The organism is Plantactinospora sp. WMMB782 (assembly GCF_049179135.1).
Taxonomy (GTDB): Bacteria; Actinomycetota; Actinomycetes; order Mycobacteriales; family Micromonosporaceae; genus Plantactinospora.
Genome location: NZ_JBMHMC010000007.1, coordinates 7758984 through 7775557, shown reverse-complemented (window position 1 = coordinate 7775557; position 16574 = coordinate 7758984). Strand labels below are relative to the sequence as shown.

General features: G+C 72.1%; 16 protein-coding genes. 14 read left to right on the top strand and 2 right to left on the bottom strand.

Annotation, left to right across the window (positions count from 1 at the left end; genetic code table 11):
• Positions 1-202: 202 nt before the first annotated feature.
• Positions 203-658, bottom strand: a complete 456-nt coding sequence (locus ACN28A_RS36625) for a hypothetical protein (RefSeq protein ID WP_421403397.1) — start codon at positions 656-658, stop codon at positions 203-205.
• Between the two features lie 805 nt (positions 659-1463).
• On the opposite strand from ACN28A_RS36625, the gene ACN28A_RS36620 reads away from it, so the two are divergent.
• Positions 1464-1589, top strand: coding sequence for a hypothetical protein (locus tag ACN28A_RS36620; RefSeq protein WP_421403395.1), 126 nt, complete (start codon positions 1464-1466; stop codon positions 1587-1589).
• Between the two features lie 77 nt (positions 1590-1666).
• Positions 1667-2437, top strand: coding sequence for an alpha/beta fold hydrolase (locus ACN28A_RS36615; protein ID WP_421403393.1), 771 nt, complete (start codon positions 1667-1669; stop codon positions 2435-2437).
• A 238-nt stretch (positions 2438-2675) separates the two neighbouring features.
• On the opposite strand, the gene ACN28A_RS36610 is transcribed toward ACN28A_RS36615, so the two are convergent.
• Positions 2676-3089, bottom strand: coding sequence for a YchJ family protein (locus ACN28A_RS36610; protein ID WP_421403391.1), 414 nt, complete (start codon positions 3087-3089; stop codon positions 2676-2678).
• Between the two features lie 85 nt (positions 3090-3174).
• Here ACN28A_RS36610 and ACN28A_RS36605 point away from each other — a divergent pair, with 85 nt between their 5' ends.
• From ACN28A_RS36605 to ACN28A_RS36550, 12 genes are all read left to right on the top strand, one after another.
• On the top strand, positions 3175-3777 hold the full coding sequence (locus ACN28A_RS36605) for an SMI1/KNR4 family protein (RefSeq protein WP_421403389.1): 603 nt from the start codon (positions 3175-3177) through the stop codon (positions 3775-3777).
• Positions 3778-4134: 357 nt separating this feature from the next.
• Complete coding sequence (locus tag ACN28A_RS36600) at positions 4135-5070, top strand: DMT family transporter (RefSeq protein WP_421403387.1); 936 nt, start codon at positions 4135-4137, stop codon at positions 5068-5070.
• 146 nt (positions 5071-5216) lie between these two features.
• Positions 5217-5726, top strand: coding sequence for a PH domain-containing protein (locus ACN28A_RS36595; protein WP_421403385.1), 510 nt, complete (start codon positions 5217-5219; stop codon positions 5724-5726).
• Between the two features lie 341 nt (positions 5727-6067).
• On the top strand, positions 6068-6688 hold the full coding sequence (gene infC / locus ACN28A_RS36590) for a translation initiation factor IF-3 (RefSeq protein ID WP_130460242.1): 621 nt from the start codon (positions 6068-6070) through the stop codon (positions 6686-6688).
• A gap of 20 nt (positions 6689-6708) precedes the next feature.
• A complete protein-coding gene (gene rpmI / locus ACN28A_RS36585; RefSeq protein ID WP_203860005.1) occupies positions 6709-6903 on the top strand; it encodes a 50S ribosomal protein L35 in 195 nt (64 codons plus the stop codon).
• A 32-nt stretch (positions 6904-6935) separates the two neighbouring features.
• Positions 6936-7328, top strand: a complete 393-nt coding sequence (gene rplT, locus ACN28A_RS36580) for a 50S ribosomal protein L20 (protein WP_203860006.1) — start codon at positions 6936-6938, stop codon at positions 7326-7328.
• A 32-nt stretch (positions 7329-7360) separates the two neighbouring features.
• Positions 7361-8245 (top strand): TrmH family RNA methyltransferase, encoded by an 885-nt coding sequence (locus ACN28A_RS36575; RefSeq protein WP_421403383.1) that lies wholly within the window; start codon positions 7361-7363, stop codon positions 8243-8245.
• 443 nt (positions 8246-8688) lie between these two features.
• Positions 8689-9750 (top strand): phenylalanine--tRNA ligase subunit alpha, encoded by a 1062-nt coding sequence (gene pheS / locus ACN28A_RS36570; protein WP_421403381.1) that lies wholly within the window; start codon positions 8689-8691, stop codon positions 9748-9750.
• Positions 9751-9809: 59 nt separating this feature from the next.
• Positions 9810-12410, top strand: a complete 2601-nt coding sequence (locus tag ACN28A_RS36565; RefSeq protein ID WP_421403379.1) for a phenylalanine--tRNA ligase subunit beta — start codon at positions 9810-9812, stop codon at positions 12408-12410.
• A gap of 202 nt (positions 12411-12612) precedes the next feature.
• The gene (locus tag ACN28A_RS36560; RefSeq protein ID WP_421403377.1) at positions 12613-13698 is read left to right on the top strand and encodes a substrate-binding periplasmic protein; all 1086 of its coding nucleotides are present in this window, start codon (positions 12613-12615) and stop codon (positions 13696-13698) included.
• The gene (locus ACN28A_RS36555; RefSeq protein ID WP_421403375.1) at positions 13695-15218 is read left to right on the top strand and encodes a hypothetical protein; all 1524 of its coding nucleotides are present in this window, start codon (positions 13695-13697) and stop codon (positions 15216-15218) included. Before ACN28A_RS36560 ends, ACN28A_RS36555 begins: the two co-directional genes overlap by 4 nt.
• Complete coding sequence (locus ACN28A_RS36550; protein ID WP_421403374.1) at positions 15215-16528, top strand: MFS transporter; 1314 nt, start codon at positions 15215-15217, stop codon at positions 16526-16528. Before ACN28A_RS36555 ends, ACN28A_RS36550 begins: the two co-directional genes overlap by 4 nt.
• The last annotated feature ends 46 nt before the right edge of the window (positions 16529-16574 follow it).

Below are 16574 nucleotides of genomic sequence, written 5' to 3'. Positions count from 1 at the left end.
ACACCGTCCGTCTCCCAACTACGCCCTACGCCATCAGCACGACAGTCGGGAGCCTCCAACATCGCGAATCTCGCCCCGAGCCACTGGTAGATCTCTTCTGGATCGGACAATGAAAGGCCGTGACTTCCCTGCCCCGACTCCCCAGGAACTTGAAACATGTTAGAGGCTCCCAACCGCATCATGTCAGACTGGCGGATACACCCTACAGGTCACCAGTGGCCGTTGGGCCGTACGAGAAGCAGATCGTTCCGTCCCAGAGGACAGCGTTGCTGCCGTAGAGGACACTTGCGGTCACCCGGGTGCGTCCGCCGGCAGTGAAGCCATGCGTCTTCGCCCAGAAGTGTACGGAGGCGGCAGGGTCCTCCCAGTTCCTCGTGCTCACGCCGTAGGAGTCGAGGATGGAGATCCCCCACGTCACGAGAATAGCCCCGGATCGACCAGCGTTCAGAGTGAATCCGGTGTAGATAGATGTGTAGTGCCGGGTTTTGTCGACAGCAGTCAGGTAGATAAAGGATCTTCCGCACTCTCCCGGGACCTCACCGAAGAGCGTGCTCTCGCCCTTCTTTACGCTGTACTCTACGCCGTTGCTGTCAACGCGGACCTCGAATCCGTGGGCGGTTGCGATCTCGTGATTTACACCCACCCGCTGCATCGTCATCTCTCGCACTGTAACGGCACCACTAGCGCCGTCTGCCTCGGCCGAGGCTTGCGCAGGCGCGAGCCCTAGGGTGGCACCGAGGGCTGCCACGATCAACGGGACGAGTAGACTTGGCCTAATCCGCACTGGGTCCTCCTCTGGATAGGGACTGTGACTGCGCGGAGGTGGGCGGCTGCGGTGGTGAAGGACTGCAGCCGCCCTTAAATCCGTATGGACCCTCCTATCAGACGAACGGCGAATCAGGCTGCCCTGTCGACTGTCCGGCTCATGACCGAAAGGCCGACCCCCAGCGGGGCCCGATGGACTCTGAGTGATTGCCGAGGGACATTGAAGGGCGGGATTGGGTTGTGTTGCGCACGGATAGTGACTAGCTGATGTCGTAGTGAAACTATGATCCATGTCACGGCTACTGGATTTTGTTTTAGGTGCTGTCAGAACCGGGACCGACGCCGCGCGAAAAGGATCACCAGGGATGTCAGGGCTCCGGCAAAGTCGTTGTGATGTCCGGTTCGGGCAGGTAGGCACATCCTGAAGATCCTGACCATCTCCACCGGCATCGACTTCCCGCACGCCGCCCCAGCCATCCGGATCCGGCGCCGCCGACGACGCCTCGACGAGCCGGAACGCTTCACCACCAAGACCGTCTACGCCATCACCAACCCTGCAAGTCCACCAAGCCAAAGCACGCCAACTGGCAGCCTGGATCCGCGGGCACCGGTCCATTGAGAACAAGATCCACTGGGTTCGTGACGTCACCTACGACGAGGACCGCTCCCAAATCCGAACCGGCACCGGAGCACAGGTCATGGCAACCCTGCGCAACGCCGCCATCGGCGCCCTACGCCTCACCGACGTCCGCAACGTCACCGCCGCCAACCGACATCACGCTCGTGACAGCACCGGACCACTGGCACTACTCGGCATCATCTGACGACTTGCCAGGGCCCTGGTCAACGCCCGGTTGGGTGTACTGACCGATCCGGATCCGGCCCGCGAGATGATGGGCGGATGCGACGCCTCGGCGTAAGTCACCTGTCTTGCCTGGTGTCCGGCACCGGCCCCGCGGTGGTTCTGCTGCACGGGCTGGCCGGCAGCGGCCGGGAGATGATGCTGCCGCTGCCCGGACACCGGATGATCGCCCCCGACCAGCGCGGGCACGGCCGCAGCGTGCGTCGCCCCGATGACCTGTCCCGTGCCGCCTACGTGGACGACGCCGCCATGGTGATCAAGGAACTGGCCGACGACGGGCCGGTGACCCTGGTAGGACAGTCGATGGGCGCGCACACCGCGCTGCTCACCGCGGCCCGGTACCCGGAACTCGTTGGCCGCCTGGTCCTGCTGGAGGGCGGTGTGGGCGGCAGCGACGACGATTACCCGACCCAGCTCGGCGAGTGGTTCGCCGCCTGGCCGGTCCCCTTCCCGTCCGCCGCCGCGGCGATCCGGTACCTCGGCGCGGGTCCGCTGGCACGGGCGTGGGCGCGGGACATGGAACGGCGCCCGGACGGGCTGTGGCCCCGCTTCGACCCGGACATCATGGAGGCGGCCATCCGGCCGGTGGCGCAGACGGCGTGCTGGGCGCAGTGGCAGCGGATCGAGGCGCCGACCCTGCTGGTCCGCGGCGCGCAGAGCCGGGTACCGGACGAGGAGATCGACCGGATGCGCGAGTTACGACCGGAGGTCCGGGTCGCCACGATCCCTGACTCCGGCCACGACGCCCACCTGGACCAGCCGGCGGCCTGGGCCTCGCTGCTGGCCGACTTCCTCGGCGCGGACGGTTAGGCCAGCAGGACTTCTTTGCGGAGTAGGCCGAAGCCGGCTCGGCCGTACATCTGCCGTGTGAGCATTTTGATCCGGTTGACGTTGCCTTCGACCGGTCCGGAGCCGAAGGGAGGCTCAGATCGGCGGCCACGGTGTCGAGGTCGGAGGTTACGCCGTCGACGAAGCGGATGATGCCGAGGGAACGACTTTGCCGGGGCCCAGGGATGTCCTGGCCGATCTGCGGTGGAAGTACTGCGGGCTACTCGGCCCGGAGGTAGCGCCACTGGCCGTCCTCGCGGCCGAACCGGCTGCGTTCGTGCAGCTCACCGGGGCGGCCCGAGCGCCGGTAGTGGGCCCGGAACTCGACGGTGCCGGTGGTGTCGAACATTCCGCCCCGCTCGCTGTCGAGGACGTCGAGCCGGGTCCACAGGTTCGCCGGGTCCAGCACCAGCCGTTCCGGTCGGGTGCTGGAGTGCCAGGTCCGGAGCAGATAGCCGGAGTCGCCCACCGCGAACGCGCTGAACCGCGAGCGCATCAGCGCCTCGGCGGTCGCCGCGGCCGTACGTCCCTGGTGCAGCGCACCGCAGCACTCCTCGTACGCCGATCCCAGCCCACACGGACACGGCCGGGTCGACCCGTCCCCGCCCGGCCGGCGGGCCCTGCGTCGCGCCACCGGGTGATTGTCGCCGCCCGCCCGGACGACACCACGGCCGGGTCCGAATCTCCGTGACCGGGTGTGAGACTGGTTGACTACCGGCGTGGAGGACCGACCCGATGAGTTGTCAGCCCGGTTGACGCGGGTGGCAGGGAAGTTGGAGGCCGCGGCGTCGATGCCCGGGAAGCCGGCGATGTTCGGGGCGGACGTTCACCGTTTCCGGATCGGGCCGCCGTTGTCCGAGGACGCGGTCGCCGGGTTCGAGGAGCGGCACGGCGTCAGGCTGCCGGCCGACTATCGAGGATTCATCAGAACGGTTGGGCACGGTGGCCCCGGCCAGTTCGGGGGCGCGGGCCCGTACTACGGCCTGCGCCCGTTGGAGGATTGGGACCTGGGCCTGTGGGGCGCACCGAACGGGACCATGTTGGCCAGGTCCTTTCCCGCCGAGCCTGGGCGGGTGTACGAGGACTGGTTGGCCGAGGCTGCGCCGGGCGACGAGGACGAACCGTACCGCGGGACCTTGGCGCTCGGTGACCAGGGTTGCGGATTTCTGTCGCTTCTCGTCGTCAGCGGACCGGCGCGTGGGCGGGTCACCGGCAACTGCGAGACCAAGGAGGGTCCGGTCTTCACCCCGGATCAGGATTTCCTGTCGTGGTATGAACGGTGGTTGGACGCCGTGCTGGTGGGGGAGCGGCATTTCCGTTAGCCGTGGTGCCCGGTCACCTGCAGCGCTAACCCCGTGTCCCGGTGCCGAGGCCGCCGAGCTGGCAGTTCTCCGTCCGCCCGGCAGTTCCGGAGTACTGGCGCCGCATTCCTGCGGAACTGGCCGTGCCAGGGCAACGCAGCCGCCCGGAAGGAGGCAGCCGGCGCCGATCACCGTTGACGGCGCCGTCCCCGGAGCCTGCTGCCCAGATCACGTCGGTCGAGCGATCCCGATCACAGACAGCGGCGGCCGTCGGCTGTGAGGCTGGGCCGCGACCCTGTGGGCCGGCTCTGTGCCGCCCGGCCGGTCGGCGGTCGCCCGGTCGCCGACGGTCGCACCGCACCGGGTCGACTGGACGGGGTGTCGCTGGTGAAGGTGCTGCCGGGCTGGGCCGCGATCGGGCTGACCGTACTGGCCGGGGTCGGATCGGCGGCGCAGGGCCTGGCCAACGCGGAGATCGGCGAGCGGACCGGCAGTCCGATCATCGGGGCGCTGGTGAACAACGCCGGCGGTGTGGCGCTGGTCCTGCTCGGCCTGCTCGCGCTGCCGTCGATGCGGGCCGGTCTGCGGGTGCTGCGCGGCAGCAGACTGCCGTGGTGGACGTACCTCGGCGGGCTCTGCGGGGCGTTCTTCATCGTCGCCGCGACGTACGTCATCCCGGTGCTCGGGGTGGCGGTCTACACGATCGCCCAGGTGGCCGGGAACAGCGGCGGCGGCCTGTTGGTCGACCGTACCCGGCTCGCCCCGGCCGGACGGATGCGCCTGACCCGGCCCCGGGTGGCCGGCGCGCTGCTCGGCGTCGCGGCGGTGGCGCTGGCCCAGCTCGGCCGGCCGGTCGGTGACCTGGCGCTCGGGCTGCTGCTGCTCGGTGTCGTCTGCGGGATCCTCGTCGCCGTGCAGGGCGCGTTGAACGGCCGGATCTCCACGGTCGCCAACCCGGCCACCGCGACGGCGGTCAACTTCGCGGTCAGCAGCGCGGCGATGCTGCCGGCGGCGGCGGTGATCGGCGCGCTCGCCCAGCTCGGCACCGTCGACTGGCCGAGCGGGTGGTACCTCTACACCGGCGGCCTGCTCGGCGTCACGATCACCGTCGCGCTGCTGGTCGGCATCCGCTCGATGGGGCTGCTCCGGACCGGTCTGGCGCTCGTCGCGGGGCAACTGGGTGGGGCGCTCCTGCTCGACCTGCGCCCGGGCGGCCCCGGGGCGAGCCTGCCGGTACTCGTCGGCGCGCTGCTCACCCTGCTCGCCGTGCTCGTCTCCGGCCGGGCAGCCCGGGGTGCTCCGGCGGCGACCTGAACCGTCTGCCGCCGGGCGGCCCGGGATGCTCCGCCGGCATCTGTGCCCGGCGGACCGTCGGCGTCTCCGCCCGGGTGGGCCGTTCCCGACCGCACCGGGTCGGGTTGGCGGCGGTCCGGCGGGTGCCGGATGGCAGACTGGATGCCGTGCCCGAACCCGCCGTCGCCCACGATCCCGGCACCGTCTCCGTGCGTCCCCGACGCATCCGGGTGGTCTGCTGGGTCCTGGCGCCCGCGCTTGTGGTCATGTTCGCGCTGTTGAGCATCGGGCTGCGCGGCTCGACCGGGGCCGGTGCGGCGACCTTCCAGCGTGGCGACCAGCTCGCGATGGCCGGGCTGGGCGTCCTGGGCGCCTTCGTGGTGCTGCTCTTCACCCGCCCCCGGGTCGAGGCGGACGCCCGGGGGGTGCGGGTCCGCAACGTCTTCCGGAGCTACGACCTGCCCTGGGAGGTGGTCCGGGCGGTCCGCTTCGACCGGAGTTCGGCCTGGGCCAGCCTGGAGCTGCACGACGACGACCTGGTGCCGGTGCTGGCCCTGCAGGCGGTGGACCGGGAGCTGGCCGTGGACGGGGTACGCGGACTGCGCGCCCTGCACGCCACCCACCAGCAGCCCCGCCAGGCCGTGCGGCAGGAGACCCGGCCGCAGCCGGCGGAGTGACCGTCGCCCCGGCGTGCCCGTTTTGGCATCCTGCGGGCTGACCTGCTAGTCTTCTCTGGTCGACCACTGTCCTCGCTGTGCTGGGTCTCCAGCCGGTCCGGGGCAGTCAAGAAGCGGAGCGCCTGCTCCCACCCGTGTCGCCGTCTCCGGTGGCCGGGTCCGGTCAACCGGTTCGGCCCAGCCGATCCGGAGTGCGATCGTCGATCGCCGCCGACCGGTCGAGCGGGCCCTGGCATGCGCCGGGGCCTTCTGCTTTGGGTCGCAGACGTTAGGACCGGCCACCGCTGACGCGCGGCCGGTGAGGATCACCACGAGGAGGCCCCATCAGCGTCGAGCCACGCGTGAACGAGCAGATCCGGGCACGTGAGGTCCGACTGGTCGGCCCTGAGGGCGAGCAGGTGGGCATTGTCCCACTGGAGCGAGCCCTGCAGCTGGCCGCGGACGTCGACCTGGACCTGGTCGAGGTTGCGCCGATGGCGCGCCCGCCGGTGTGCAAGCTCATGGACTTCGGTAAGTACAAATACGAGTCCGCACTGAAGGCGCGCGAAGCCAGGCGTAACCAGCAACAGACCGTCATCAAGGAGATGAAGCTCCGTCCGAAGATCGATCCGCACGACTACGAGACCAAGAAGGGTCACGTGGTGCGGTTCCTCAAGGCGGGCGACAAGGTCAAGGTGACGATCATGTTCCGCGGTCGCGAGCAGAGCCGACCGGAGCTGGGCTACCGGCTCCTGCGCCGGCTCGAGTCCGAGATCTCGGAACTGGGGTACGTCGAGGCCGCTCCGAAGCAGGACGGTCGAAACATGATCATGGTCCTGGCTCCGCACCGGGCCACCAAGGCCGCCGCCACGGCGGCCAGGGCTGGCTCGCCGCGCGAGCGGGAGGCCGGTGCCGCCGAGGCATCGCCGGCTGCCGGGGCGACACCCGGCCCGGCCGGACCCGCCGGAACCACCGGCGAGTAACAGGGGAGAGACGCACCAAGATGCCGAAGATGAAGAGCCACACCGGGATGGGCAAGCGGGTCAAGGTGACCGGCAAGGGCAAGATCGTCGCCCAGCAGGCCGGCCTCCGGCACAACCTGGAGAAGAAGCCCTCCACCCGGACCCGCCGGCTCACCGGCACCGTCGAGGTGGCCAAGGCCGATTTCAAGCGAATCAAGAAGTTGCTGGGCCGCTGACGCGCGCCTCTTGACCCTAAGGAGCAGTTGAGATGGCACGCGTCAAGCGGTCAGTGAACGCCCAGAAGAAGCGCCGTACGGTCCTGGAGACCGCCAGCGGCTACCGCGGCCAGCGGTCCCGGCTCTACCGCAAGGCCAAGGAGCAGGTGCTGCACTCGATGCAGTACGCCTACCGGGACCGGCGCGACCGCAAGGGCGACTTCCGGCAGCTGTGGATCACCCGGATCAACGCGGCGGCCCGCGCCAACGGGATGACCTACAACCGGCTCATCCAGGGGCTGAAGCTGTCCGGCGTCGAGGTGGACCGCAAGATCCTGGCCGACCTCGCCGTCAACGACCCGACCGCCTTCGCGGCGATCGTCGAGGTCGCCCGCGCCGCCGTGGCGGCCGAGGGCACCGGTGGCGCGTCGGCCCAGGCCGCCTGACCACCCCGCGACACCCGATCGAGGCGTCCCGCATGCCGGTGAATCCGCAGGTGGGGCGCCTTGACCATGTCCGGGGAGCGGAGCACGGGCCGTTCACGCCGCGTACCCCGAGGATCGTCGCGGCCCGGCGGCTGCATCGGCGCCGGGACCGCGACACCACCGGCCGGTTCCTGGCCGAGGGGCCGCAGGCCGTCCGGGAGGCGCTGGCCGTGCCGGGCGTGGTGGTCGAGCTCTTCGGCACCCAGGCCGGCCTCGACCGGTACGCCGAACTCGCCGGCAGCGCCGCCCGGGCCGACGTGCCGGTCTCCCCGGTGACCGACGACGCGCTCGCGGCCCTCACCGAGACCGTCGCCCCGCAGGGCATCGTCGCCGTCTGTGCCCGGCTCGACGTGTCGATCGGCACCGCGCTGGACCGGCGGCCCCGGCTGGTCGCCGCGCTGGCCGAGATCCGCGACCCGGGCAACGCCGGTACCGTGCTGCGCACCGCCGACGCCGCCGGGGCGGGAGCGGTGGTCTTCGCCGGGGACGCCGTCGACCCGTACAACGGCAAGTGCGTGCGTGCCTCGGCCGGCAGCCTCTTCCACGTCGACCTGGTCCGGGCACCCGACCCGGCACAGGTGCTGGCCCGGCTGCGGGCGGCCGGACTGACCGTGCTGGCCGCCTCCGGCTACGGCGAGACCGACCTCGACGACCTCGCCGACTCCGGCGGCCTGGCCCGGCCCACCGCCTGGCTCTTCGGTTCCGAGGCGCACGGCCTGCCGGCGGAGCTGGCCGAGGCCGCCGACGCCCGGGTCCGCGTGCCGCTGCACGGCCGGGCCGAGAGCCTGAACCTGGCTGCCGCCGCGGCGGTCTGCCTGTACGCTTCGGCCAGAGCCCTGCGGCCCGGGTCCACCCGTTCCACACCGGAGAGCGCATAATGGGTCCCGGGCAGCAGAACCGACCAGGGAGTTGTCGACCTGATGACCGAGTCCGCCAGGCGGCGCGTCAGCGACCCGCGACGCCGCTCGTTTAGCCAGCCCGCCGGTCCCGGCGGGCGGCAGGGCTGACCTCTTCTCCTCCCTGCGCACCCTCCCACCGGCGGGCTGCGGCCCAGCCGCCCGTCCGTAGACTCTCCGCGAGCCGCCCGCAGCGGCGCCCGCCACCGGAGCCTCATCCGATCTCGACCGCACGGTGCCGGCCCGCCGCCGGACACCTCGCGGCGGCGACGGACCTGCCCGGGAGAGAGAGTCGACGCGCCGTACCGCCGTCCGGCGGAGCGGTCCGGTGTCCGGAAGTGGGCGAGCCGCGTGGCGCGCCGGGGACATTCGACGTGGAGACAGCGGGACCACCGCCCGCGACGCAGAGGGAGTAGCAGCAAGTCATGACGTATCGCAACGACCCGTACGATCCGAAACAGGTCGCCCTGCTCGACCCGGCGGCGCTGGCGGCGGCGGTGGCCGACGCGACGGCCGCGTTCGACGCCGCCGCCGACCCCGACGGGCTGACCGAGCTGCGCCGGGTGCATCTCGGCGACCGGGCCCCGGTGTCGCTGGCCCGCCGGGAGATCGGCGCGCTGCCACCGGCGGCGAAGTCCGACGCCGGCAAGCGGGTCAACGAGGCCCGCCGCGCCATCGAGGCCGCCTACGCCCACCGGCTGGCGGCCGTCCAGGCGGCACAGGCGGAGCGGATCCTCGCCGAGGAGCGGGTGGACGTCACCCTGCCCTACGACAGGCGGCCGCGCGGCGCCCGGCACCCGATCAGCACGCTCTCCGAGCGGATCGGCGACCTCTTCGTCGGGATGGGCTACGAGATCGCCGAAGGGCCCGAGATCGAGCTGGAGTGGACCAACTTCGACGCCCTGAACATCCCGCCGGACCATCCGGCCCGGGGCACCATGGACACGTTCTACCTGGATCTGCCGGGGCTGGTGCTGCGCACCCACACCTCGCCGGTGCAGGCCCGCACAATGCTGGCCCGCAAGCCCCCGATCTACATCGTCTGCCCCGGCCGGGTCTACCGGACCGACGAGCTGGACGCCACGCACAGCCCGGTCTTCCACCAGGTCGAAGGGCTGGTGGTGGACGAGGGCATCACCATGGCGCACCTGCGGGGCACCCTGGACCACCTGGCGAAGGCGATGTTCGGGGCCGAGGCGCGGACCAGGTGGCGTCCGCACTACTTCCCGTTCACCGAGCCGAGCGGCGAGTTCGACGTCTGGTTCGCCCAGCACCGGGACGGCCCGCGCTGGGTCGAGTGGGGCGGCTGCGGCATGGTCAACCCCCGGGTGCTGCGGGCCTGCGGCATCGACCCGGACGTCTACTCCGGATTCGCCTTCGGGATGGGCATCGAACGCACCCTGATGTTCCGGCACGGCATCGGGGACATGCGGGACATGGCCGAGGGCGACGTGCGGTTCAGCCGCGCGTTCGGGGTCGAGGTGTGATCCCGGTGGCCAACGACGTGGTACTGCCCGACGACGCGACGGATGCGGTGGTCTGAGTCATGCGAATTCCTGTTTCCTGGCTGCGCGAGCACGTCGCGCTGCCGGCCGAGCTGGGCCCCGACGAGCTGGAGCAGGCCCTGGTCAACCTCGGCATCGAGGTCGAGTCCATCGTGGACCTGCGCGGCACCGTCACCGGCTCGCTCGTGGTCGGCGAGGTGCTCGAGATCGAGGAGCTGACCGGATTCAAGAAGCCGATCCGGTTCTGCCGGGTCGACGTCGGCGCCGCCAACGGCACCGGCGAGCCGCAGGAGATCGTCTGTGGCGCGACGAACTTCACCGCCGGTGACCGGGTGGTGGTGATCCTGCCCGGCGGCGTACTGCCCGGCGGGTTCTCGATCGGCGCCCGGAAGACGTACGGGCGCAACTCCAACGGCATGATCTGCTCGGTCCGGGAGCTGGGCATCGGCGACGACCACGCGGGCATCCTGGTGCTGCCCGAGGACGTGCCGGCCAAGCCCGGCGACGACGCGCGGCCGGTGGTCGGGCTCGACGACGTGGTGGTCGAGGTCGAGATCACCCCGGACCGGGGGTACGCGATGTCCGTACGCGGCCTGGCCCGGGAGCTGTCGTACGCCTTCGAGGTGCCGTTCCGGGACCCGGGGGCGACACCCGCGCCCGGGGCGACGCCGGAGCCCGCGTACCCGGTCCGGGTGGTGGACACCGTCGGCTGCGACCGGTTCGCCGCCCGGGTGGTCCGGGGCGTCGACCCGGCGGCCGAGTCGCCGGCCTGGATGCGACAGCGGCTCACCCACGCCGGCATCCGGACCATCTCGCTGCCGGTCGACATCACCAACTATCTGATGCTGGAGCTGGGCCAGCCGATGCACGCCTTCGACTCCGACGCGCTCCGGGGCGAGCTGGTGGTGCGCCGGGCGGTGCCGGGGGAGCGGCTGACCACCCTGGACGGCGTCGACCGGGCCCTCGACCCTGAGGACATGGTGATCTGCGACGCCGGCCTGCCCGGCTCGGTGGCCGGTGACGGCGGCGTGCCGATCTCGCTCGCCGCCGTGATGGGCGGCGAGACCAGCGAGGTCGTCGACAGCACCGTCAACGTGCTCTTCGAGGCGGCGCACTGGCAGGCGGTGATGGTCGGCCGGACCGCCCGCCGGCACCGGCTGTTCAGCGAGGCCGCCAAGCGCTGGGAGCGCGGCGTCGACCCGGCGCTGCCGCTGGTCGCCCTGGACCGGGCGGTCGAGCTGCTCACCAGGTACGGCGGCGGCACGGCCGGCGCCGAGGTGCTGGACGTCGACCATGTCCGCCCGCCGAACCGGATCGTCGTCGACGCGGACCTGCCGGCCCGGCGCGCCGGGGTGGCGTACCCGCCGGAGCGGACGGTCGAGCTGCTGGAGCGGGTCGGCTGTGCGGTCGCGGTCGGCGACGGACGTACCGCGGCGGCCGGCAACGGGCGGGCCGGCACCGGCAACGGGCCCGGCGGACGGCACGCCAGCGGGCCGGACACCCTGGTGGTCACCCCGCCGAGCTGGCGGCCGGACCTCACCGACCCGGCTGACCTGGTCGAAGAGGTGATCCGGCTGGACGGCTACGACAAGGTGCCGTCGGTGCTGCCGGTCGCACCGCCCGGCCGGGGACTGACCCCGGACCAGCGGCGGCGCCGCTCGGTCAGCCGCACCCTCGCCGAGGCCGGCTTCGTCGAGGTGCTCTCCGCGCCGTTCGTCTCCGTCGAGCTGTTCGACCGGCTCGGACTGGCCGCCGACGACCCGCGCCGGAACGCGGTACGGCTGGCCAACCCGCTTGCCGACACCGAGCCGCTGATGCGGACCATGCTGCTCGGCACCGTCCTCGGCACGCTGCGCCGCAACCTCGGGCGGGGCCACCGGGACGTGGCGCTCTACGAGATCGGCCTGGTCTTCCTGCCCCGGCACCGGACCGGCCCGCCCCCCGCGATGGGCGTGGACCACCGGCCCAGCGACGAGGAGTTCCGGGCCGCCGACGCCGTCCTGCCGGCGCAGCCGTGGCGGGTCGCCGGGGTACTGGCCGGCGAGGTGGAGCCGGCCGGCTGGTGGGGCGCCGGACGTCCGGCCGGCTGGGCGGACGCGGTGCAGGCGGGCCGGGACGTGCTCGCCGCCGCCGGCATCCCCGGCGACCGGGTGGTGGTCCGGCAGGCGGAGTACGCACCCTGGCACCCCGGCCGATGTGCCGAGTTCCGGGTGGACGACGTACCGGTCGGGCACGCCGGGGAACTGCATCCGGCGGTACTGTCCGAACTGGACCTGCCGGCCCGGACCAGCGCGTTCGAGATCGACCTGGACGCCCTGCCGGCCGCACCGGTGGCGCCGCCGCCCCGGATCGCCGGCTACCCGCCCGCGCTGATCGACGTGGCGCTGGTGCTGGACGCCGCCGTGCCGGCCGACGAGGTGGAGCGGGCCCTGACCGAGGGCGCCGGGGAGCTGCTGGAGTCGATCAGGCTCTTCGACGTCTACTCCTCGGAGCAGTTGGGGCACGGGCGCAGGTCGCTGGCGTACAAGCTGGTGTTCCGGGCGCCGGACCGGACGTTGACCGGCGAGGAGGCGGTGGCCGCCCGGGACGCGGCCGTGGCCGAGGCGGCCCGCCGGTTCGGTGCGGTGCTCCGGGGCGCCTGACGCCCCGCCGACAACCCTCCGGATGGTCGATCGCGGCCGTCGCGCTCCGGCGCGGCGGCCGCGACCGTCTGCCCCGGGAACGCCGCCGAGCGGCCTCGTCCGGTTTCGCGGATCTTGTACCCTACGGACTCGCGGAAGACGTCGGCGGGGGTACGCCGTGCCGCACGACCCAGGGGTCACCGTCCGGATAGGAAGATCGAACGTGGCGCCGAGCCCGATCAGATGGTCCAGCCTGCTGCTCAAGCCGCTCCGGATCTGGGGTCCGGTGCTCGCTCTGCTGCTGGTGGTGGCGGTCGCCGGGACGTACATCGCGATCGGGCTGCGCTCGTCACCCACCTCGCCGTCCCGGCCGGTGCTGGTCGCCAGCGGCGACTGGGCGCCGTTCGTCGGCCCGGAGCTGCCCGACGGCGGCCCGGTCGCCGAACTGGTGGTCGAGGTGCTGAACCGCGCCGGCTACCGCCCCGAGATCAGGTACACCTCCTGGGCGCTGGCCGAGGAGCAGGTCCGCTCCGGCGCCACCGTCGGGGTCTTCCCGCTGGTCGCCAGCGAGTCACGGCGGGCGGAGCTGCTGCTGTCGGACCCGCTCGTCGACTTCGAGTACGTGCTCTTCTACGACCGCCGGGCCGGCCAGCCGAAGATCTCCGCCGCCGCCGACCTGGCCCGGCTGCGGGTCGGCGGCATCAGCGGCTACGACTACTGGGACGAACTGGAGTCGGCGGTCACCGACTTCGTCGAGTTCAAGTCCACACTGGAGGGCTTCCAGGCGCTTGCCGACGGTCGGATCGACCTGCTCGCCGAGGGACTGCTCCCCGGCCAGGCGGCGCTGGCCGATCCCGACTTCACCGGGGACGTCGCCGACTTCGGGCACCTCCAGGGCGACGACCCGCTGGTCCACTCCGTCCAGGGGCTGCACTTCATGATGGCGGACAGCACCGAGGCGGCCGCCGTGATGCGGAAGTTCGACCAGGAACTCGGCCAGTTGCGCCGCAGCGAGGAGTACGCCGAGATCGTCGCCGGGCTCAGCCCGTCGGAGCAGCGGGAGGTCGCCCTCGATCCGGTCGGCGGCACCGGGCTGGTGGAGTTGCTGGACGAACGCGGCGGGCTGGTGCTGCTCGCCCCGCAGGGCACCCGGGCGCAGGTGCTGCACTGGCCGGAGGAGTTCGTCGGCCGGGCCGGCCCGACACCGGGCCGGATACTGGTCGAGGTGAAGCTGACGAACGGGCCGGCGCAGGGGCGGGTGCTGCGGGTCGACGCCCGCGCCCTGCGGTTGGGGACGGTGGGCCGGTGACCCAGTTGCGGATCCTCGCCCCGGTGGTGGTCGACTTCTACGCCGTACCCGGAGCGGCGCTGCGGGATCCCGAGGCGCACGCGCGGTTCTGGGCCGACCGCCAGCCGGAACTGGACGCGCTGCTGCCCCGGCTGACACCGCCGCTGCCGGCGGCGACCGCTTCGCCCGCTGCCGCCGCGTTGCCGGGGGCGACCGCTTCGCCCGCTGTTGCCGCGTTGCCGGGGGCGACCGCTTCGCCCGCTGCTGCCGCGTTGCCGACGGCCGGGGCGCCGCCGGAGGTGGCGTTGCGGCACACCCGGCCGCGCAGCTCGCTGAACCTCTACCGGACGATCAGCGAGCACGCCGCCGAGCGGACCCTGCACGTGCTGACCGGCCGGCTCCGCCCCGAACACCTGCCGGCGGAGCCCGGGGACCCACTCCGGGCCGGGCTCGTGGAGATCAGCTTCCGGCTCTACGACCACGGGTTGATGTTGCTGGAGATGCTGGCCGAGGTGGACCCGTGGCTGGCCGGGCACACCGGACGGCTGCCGGCCCGGCTCGACGAGTTGCAGGCCCGGGCGGTCGACCTGGGCGAGCAGACGGCCCGGGAGGTCGTCCGGCGCTACCTCGACCCGGTGCTCGCGCTGCTGCGCGACGCGGACCGGGACGAGGAGGTGCTGCTCCCCGCCACCCCGGCCGACGACCCGGTCACGGCGGAGTTCGGCGAGGCGCTCTGGGTGACCCGGAGCCTGGTGGTCGACCCGTCCGCGCCCGGTGCCGAGCAGATGACCAGACACTGGCTCAAGGACGTCGTCATCGACGACGACCCGCGACCACCGGCCGACCGGCTGCTCGACGGCGAGTTCGACCACCTGGTCCGCTGGCTGAACTACCTCTTCCTGGACCGGACCGGTGCCGGCGGCCGGATGCTGCCCGGCGACCCGTTCCGGGACCAGTGGGAGGCGCTGCGCTACGCCCAGGTGTTCTACGGCGTACTGGAGCGGATCGACGCGCGGCTGTCGAAAATCCTCGCCGACTCGGCCGCGGCCGGCTCACGGTGGGAGTTGGAGCAGTTGCGGGGCCAGCTGACCAGGCTGAGCCAGCGGGCCGAACTGATCATCATGGAGCGGCAGGACCTGTCGAAGTACCTCAAGCGGGCCGTACGGGTCGAGATGGACGCGATCCTCGACTTCTGGGACTACGAGAAGCTGCTGGAACAGCCGGTCCTGTTCAAGACCGAACTGTGCGGACGGCGGCTGGCCGAGCTGGCCGCCCGGCGTACCGCCCGGTCGACGATGTTCACCGACCTGATCCTGCTCGGCATCGCGATGACCTCGATCCTCGGTACCGCACTCGCGGTCACCGAGTTCGGTCGGGCGATCGCCACCGACCCGGAGATGGCCGCCTACGACCTCGGACGGTCGTCCCTGGTCGCCTGGGTCGCCTCGCAACCGGCCGACGCCATCCTGGTCACCTCCGGAGTGGTCTCCGCACTGCTGGTCCTGGTCTACCTGTTCTTCCGCCGGGACCGCAGCGGGTGAGGCAGGCGCTGCGCAGCCGGGCGGTGCGTACCTTCGCCGTCGCCCAGTTCCTGCTGGAGGTCCAGTTCTGGTTCCCGATCTGGCTGATCTACCTGCTGGACCTCGGCTTCCCGCTGGCCACCGCGGTACTCGCCGACGGGGTGTTCCGGATCGTCTCGGTCGCCTGCGAGTTCCCGGTCGGGGTGCTGGCGGACCGGATCGGGCGGCGCCGGGCGTACCTGACCCTGGCCGGGGGCGCGGTCCTGACGTTCGCGGCGATCTCACAGGTCCGTACCGTGCAGACACTCTTCGCCGCGTGGGTGCTCTGGGCCGTACTCTGGGCACTCAGCTCCGGGGCGGCCAGCGCCTACCTCTACGAACTCTGCCTACAGGACGAGCTGGAGATCAGCCCGTCCCGGGCCTTCGGGCTGGTCCGCGCGGTCGGCAGCGGCTCGGTGCTGCTCTCGCTGCTGGCCGCCGGCTACCTCTACAAGACGGAGCCGACGCTGCCGTTCACCGTCACCGCCGGCCTGGCCGCGGTGGCGTTCCTGCTCGCACTGACCCTGCCGGAGATCGCCGGATCCCGGGTCGCCACCACGCTGACCTCGGTGGCCGCCGACATCCGGGCCGCAGTGGCCGACGTGCGGGTCCGCCGGGCCGTCTGGCTGGGCGTGCTGCTGCTGCTCTTCGGCTGGAGCGCCCGGATCCTGTTCCAGCCACTGGCCCTGGAACTGGGCCTCTCCGCCCAGGTCACCGGCTGGATGTACGCGGCCTTCGCCGCCGCCTCGGTGCTCGGCGGCCTGCTCGCCGGATACGTGCCGGTGCCGCGCCGCCGGGTCGCGCTGACCGGGTCGTTCCTGCTCGTCCTCGGCACCCTGGTCGCGGTCAGCCAGGCGGAGCGGCTCGGCCCGTTCCTGTTCCTGCCGGTGATGGGCTTCGGCTACGCCCTCGGCACGACGGTGCTGGAGGTGCTCACCAACGAGGTCACCTCGCGCCGGGTCCGCGCGCTGGTCTTCGGGGTGGTCGCCAGCCTGGCCGGGGTCGGCATCGCGGTGGCCCGCCCCGGGCTGGGGATCCTCTCCGAACAGCGGTCGACCGGGTTCGCGGCCGGGGTCTGGGCCGGGGTCGGCGTCGTACTGGTGCTGCTGGCGGTCTGGCAGATCCGCCGGATCCGGCCCGAACCTGATGTTCGGATACCCGAGCTACCCTCGCCTGGATATCCGGTGGTGCCGGGTCGGCTGCCGGGGGAGCAGCCGACCGGCGGGGACGCCGAGCCTCGGGATCCGGCGGGAGCCGTCGGTGACCAGGGCGCCGAGCGGGCGGACCCCTGACGGGCGGGACGACGTTCCGGCCACCGGCGCCGGATCGGACGAGCGG

What these genes read in the sequence shown, in the direction of transcription:
- ACN28A_RS36625 (WP_421403397.1), bottom strand. Translation starts at nt 658, where the DNA reads ATGACGATGCAGCGGGTGGGTGTAAATCACGAGATCGCAACCGCCCAC.
- ACN28A_RS36620 (WP_421403395.1), top strand. Translation starts at nt 1,464, where the DNA reads ATGGCAACCCTGCGCAACGCCGCCATCGGCGCCCTACGCCTCACCGAC.
- ACN28A_RS36615 (WP_421403393.1), top strand. Translation starts at nt 1,667, where the DNA reads ATGCGACGCCTCGGCGTAAGTCACCTGTCTTGCCTGGTGTCCGGCACC.
- rpmI (WP_203860005.1), top strand. Translation starts at nt 6,709, where the DNA reads ATGCCGAAGATGAAGAGCCACACCGGGATGGGCAAGCGGGTCAAGGTG.
- rplT (WP_203860006.1), top strand. Translation starts at nt 6,936, where the DNA reads ATGGCACGCGTCAAGCGGTCAGTGAACGCCCAGAAGAAGCGCCGTACG.
- ACN28A_RS36575 (WP_421403383.1), top strand. Translation starts at nt 7,361, where the DNA reads ATGCCGGTGAATCCGCAGGTGGGGCGCCTTGACCATGTCCGGGGAGCG.
- pheS (WP_421403381.1), top strand. Translation starts at nt 8,689, where the DNA reads ATGACGTATCGCAACGACCCGTACGATCCGAAACAGGTCGCCCTGCTC.
- ACN28A_RS36565 (WP_421403379.1), top strand. Translation starts at nt 9,810, where the DNA reads ATGCGAATTCCTGTTTCCTGGCTGCGCGAGCACGTCGCGCTGCCGGCC.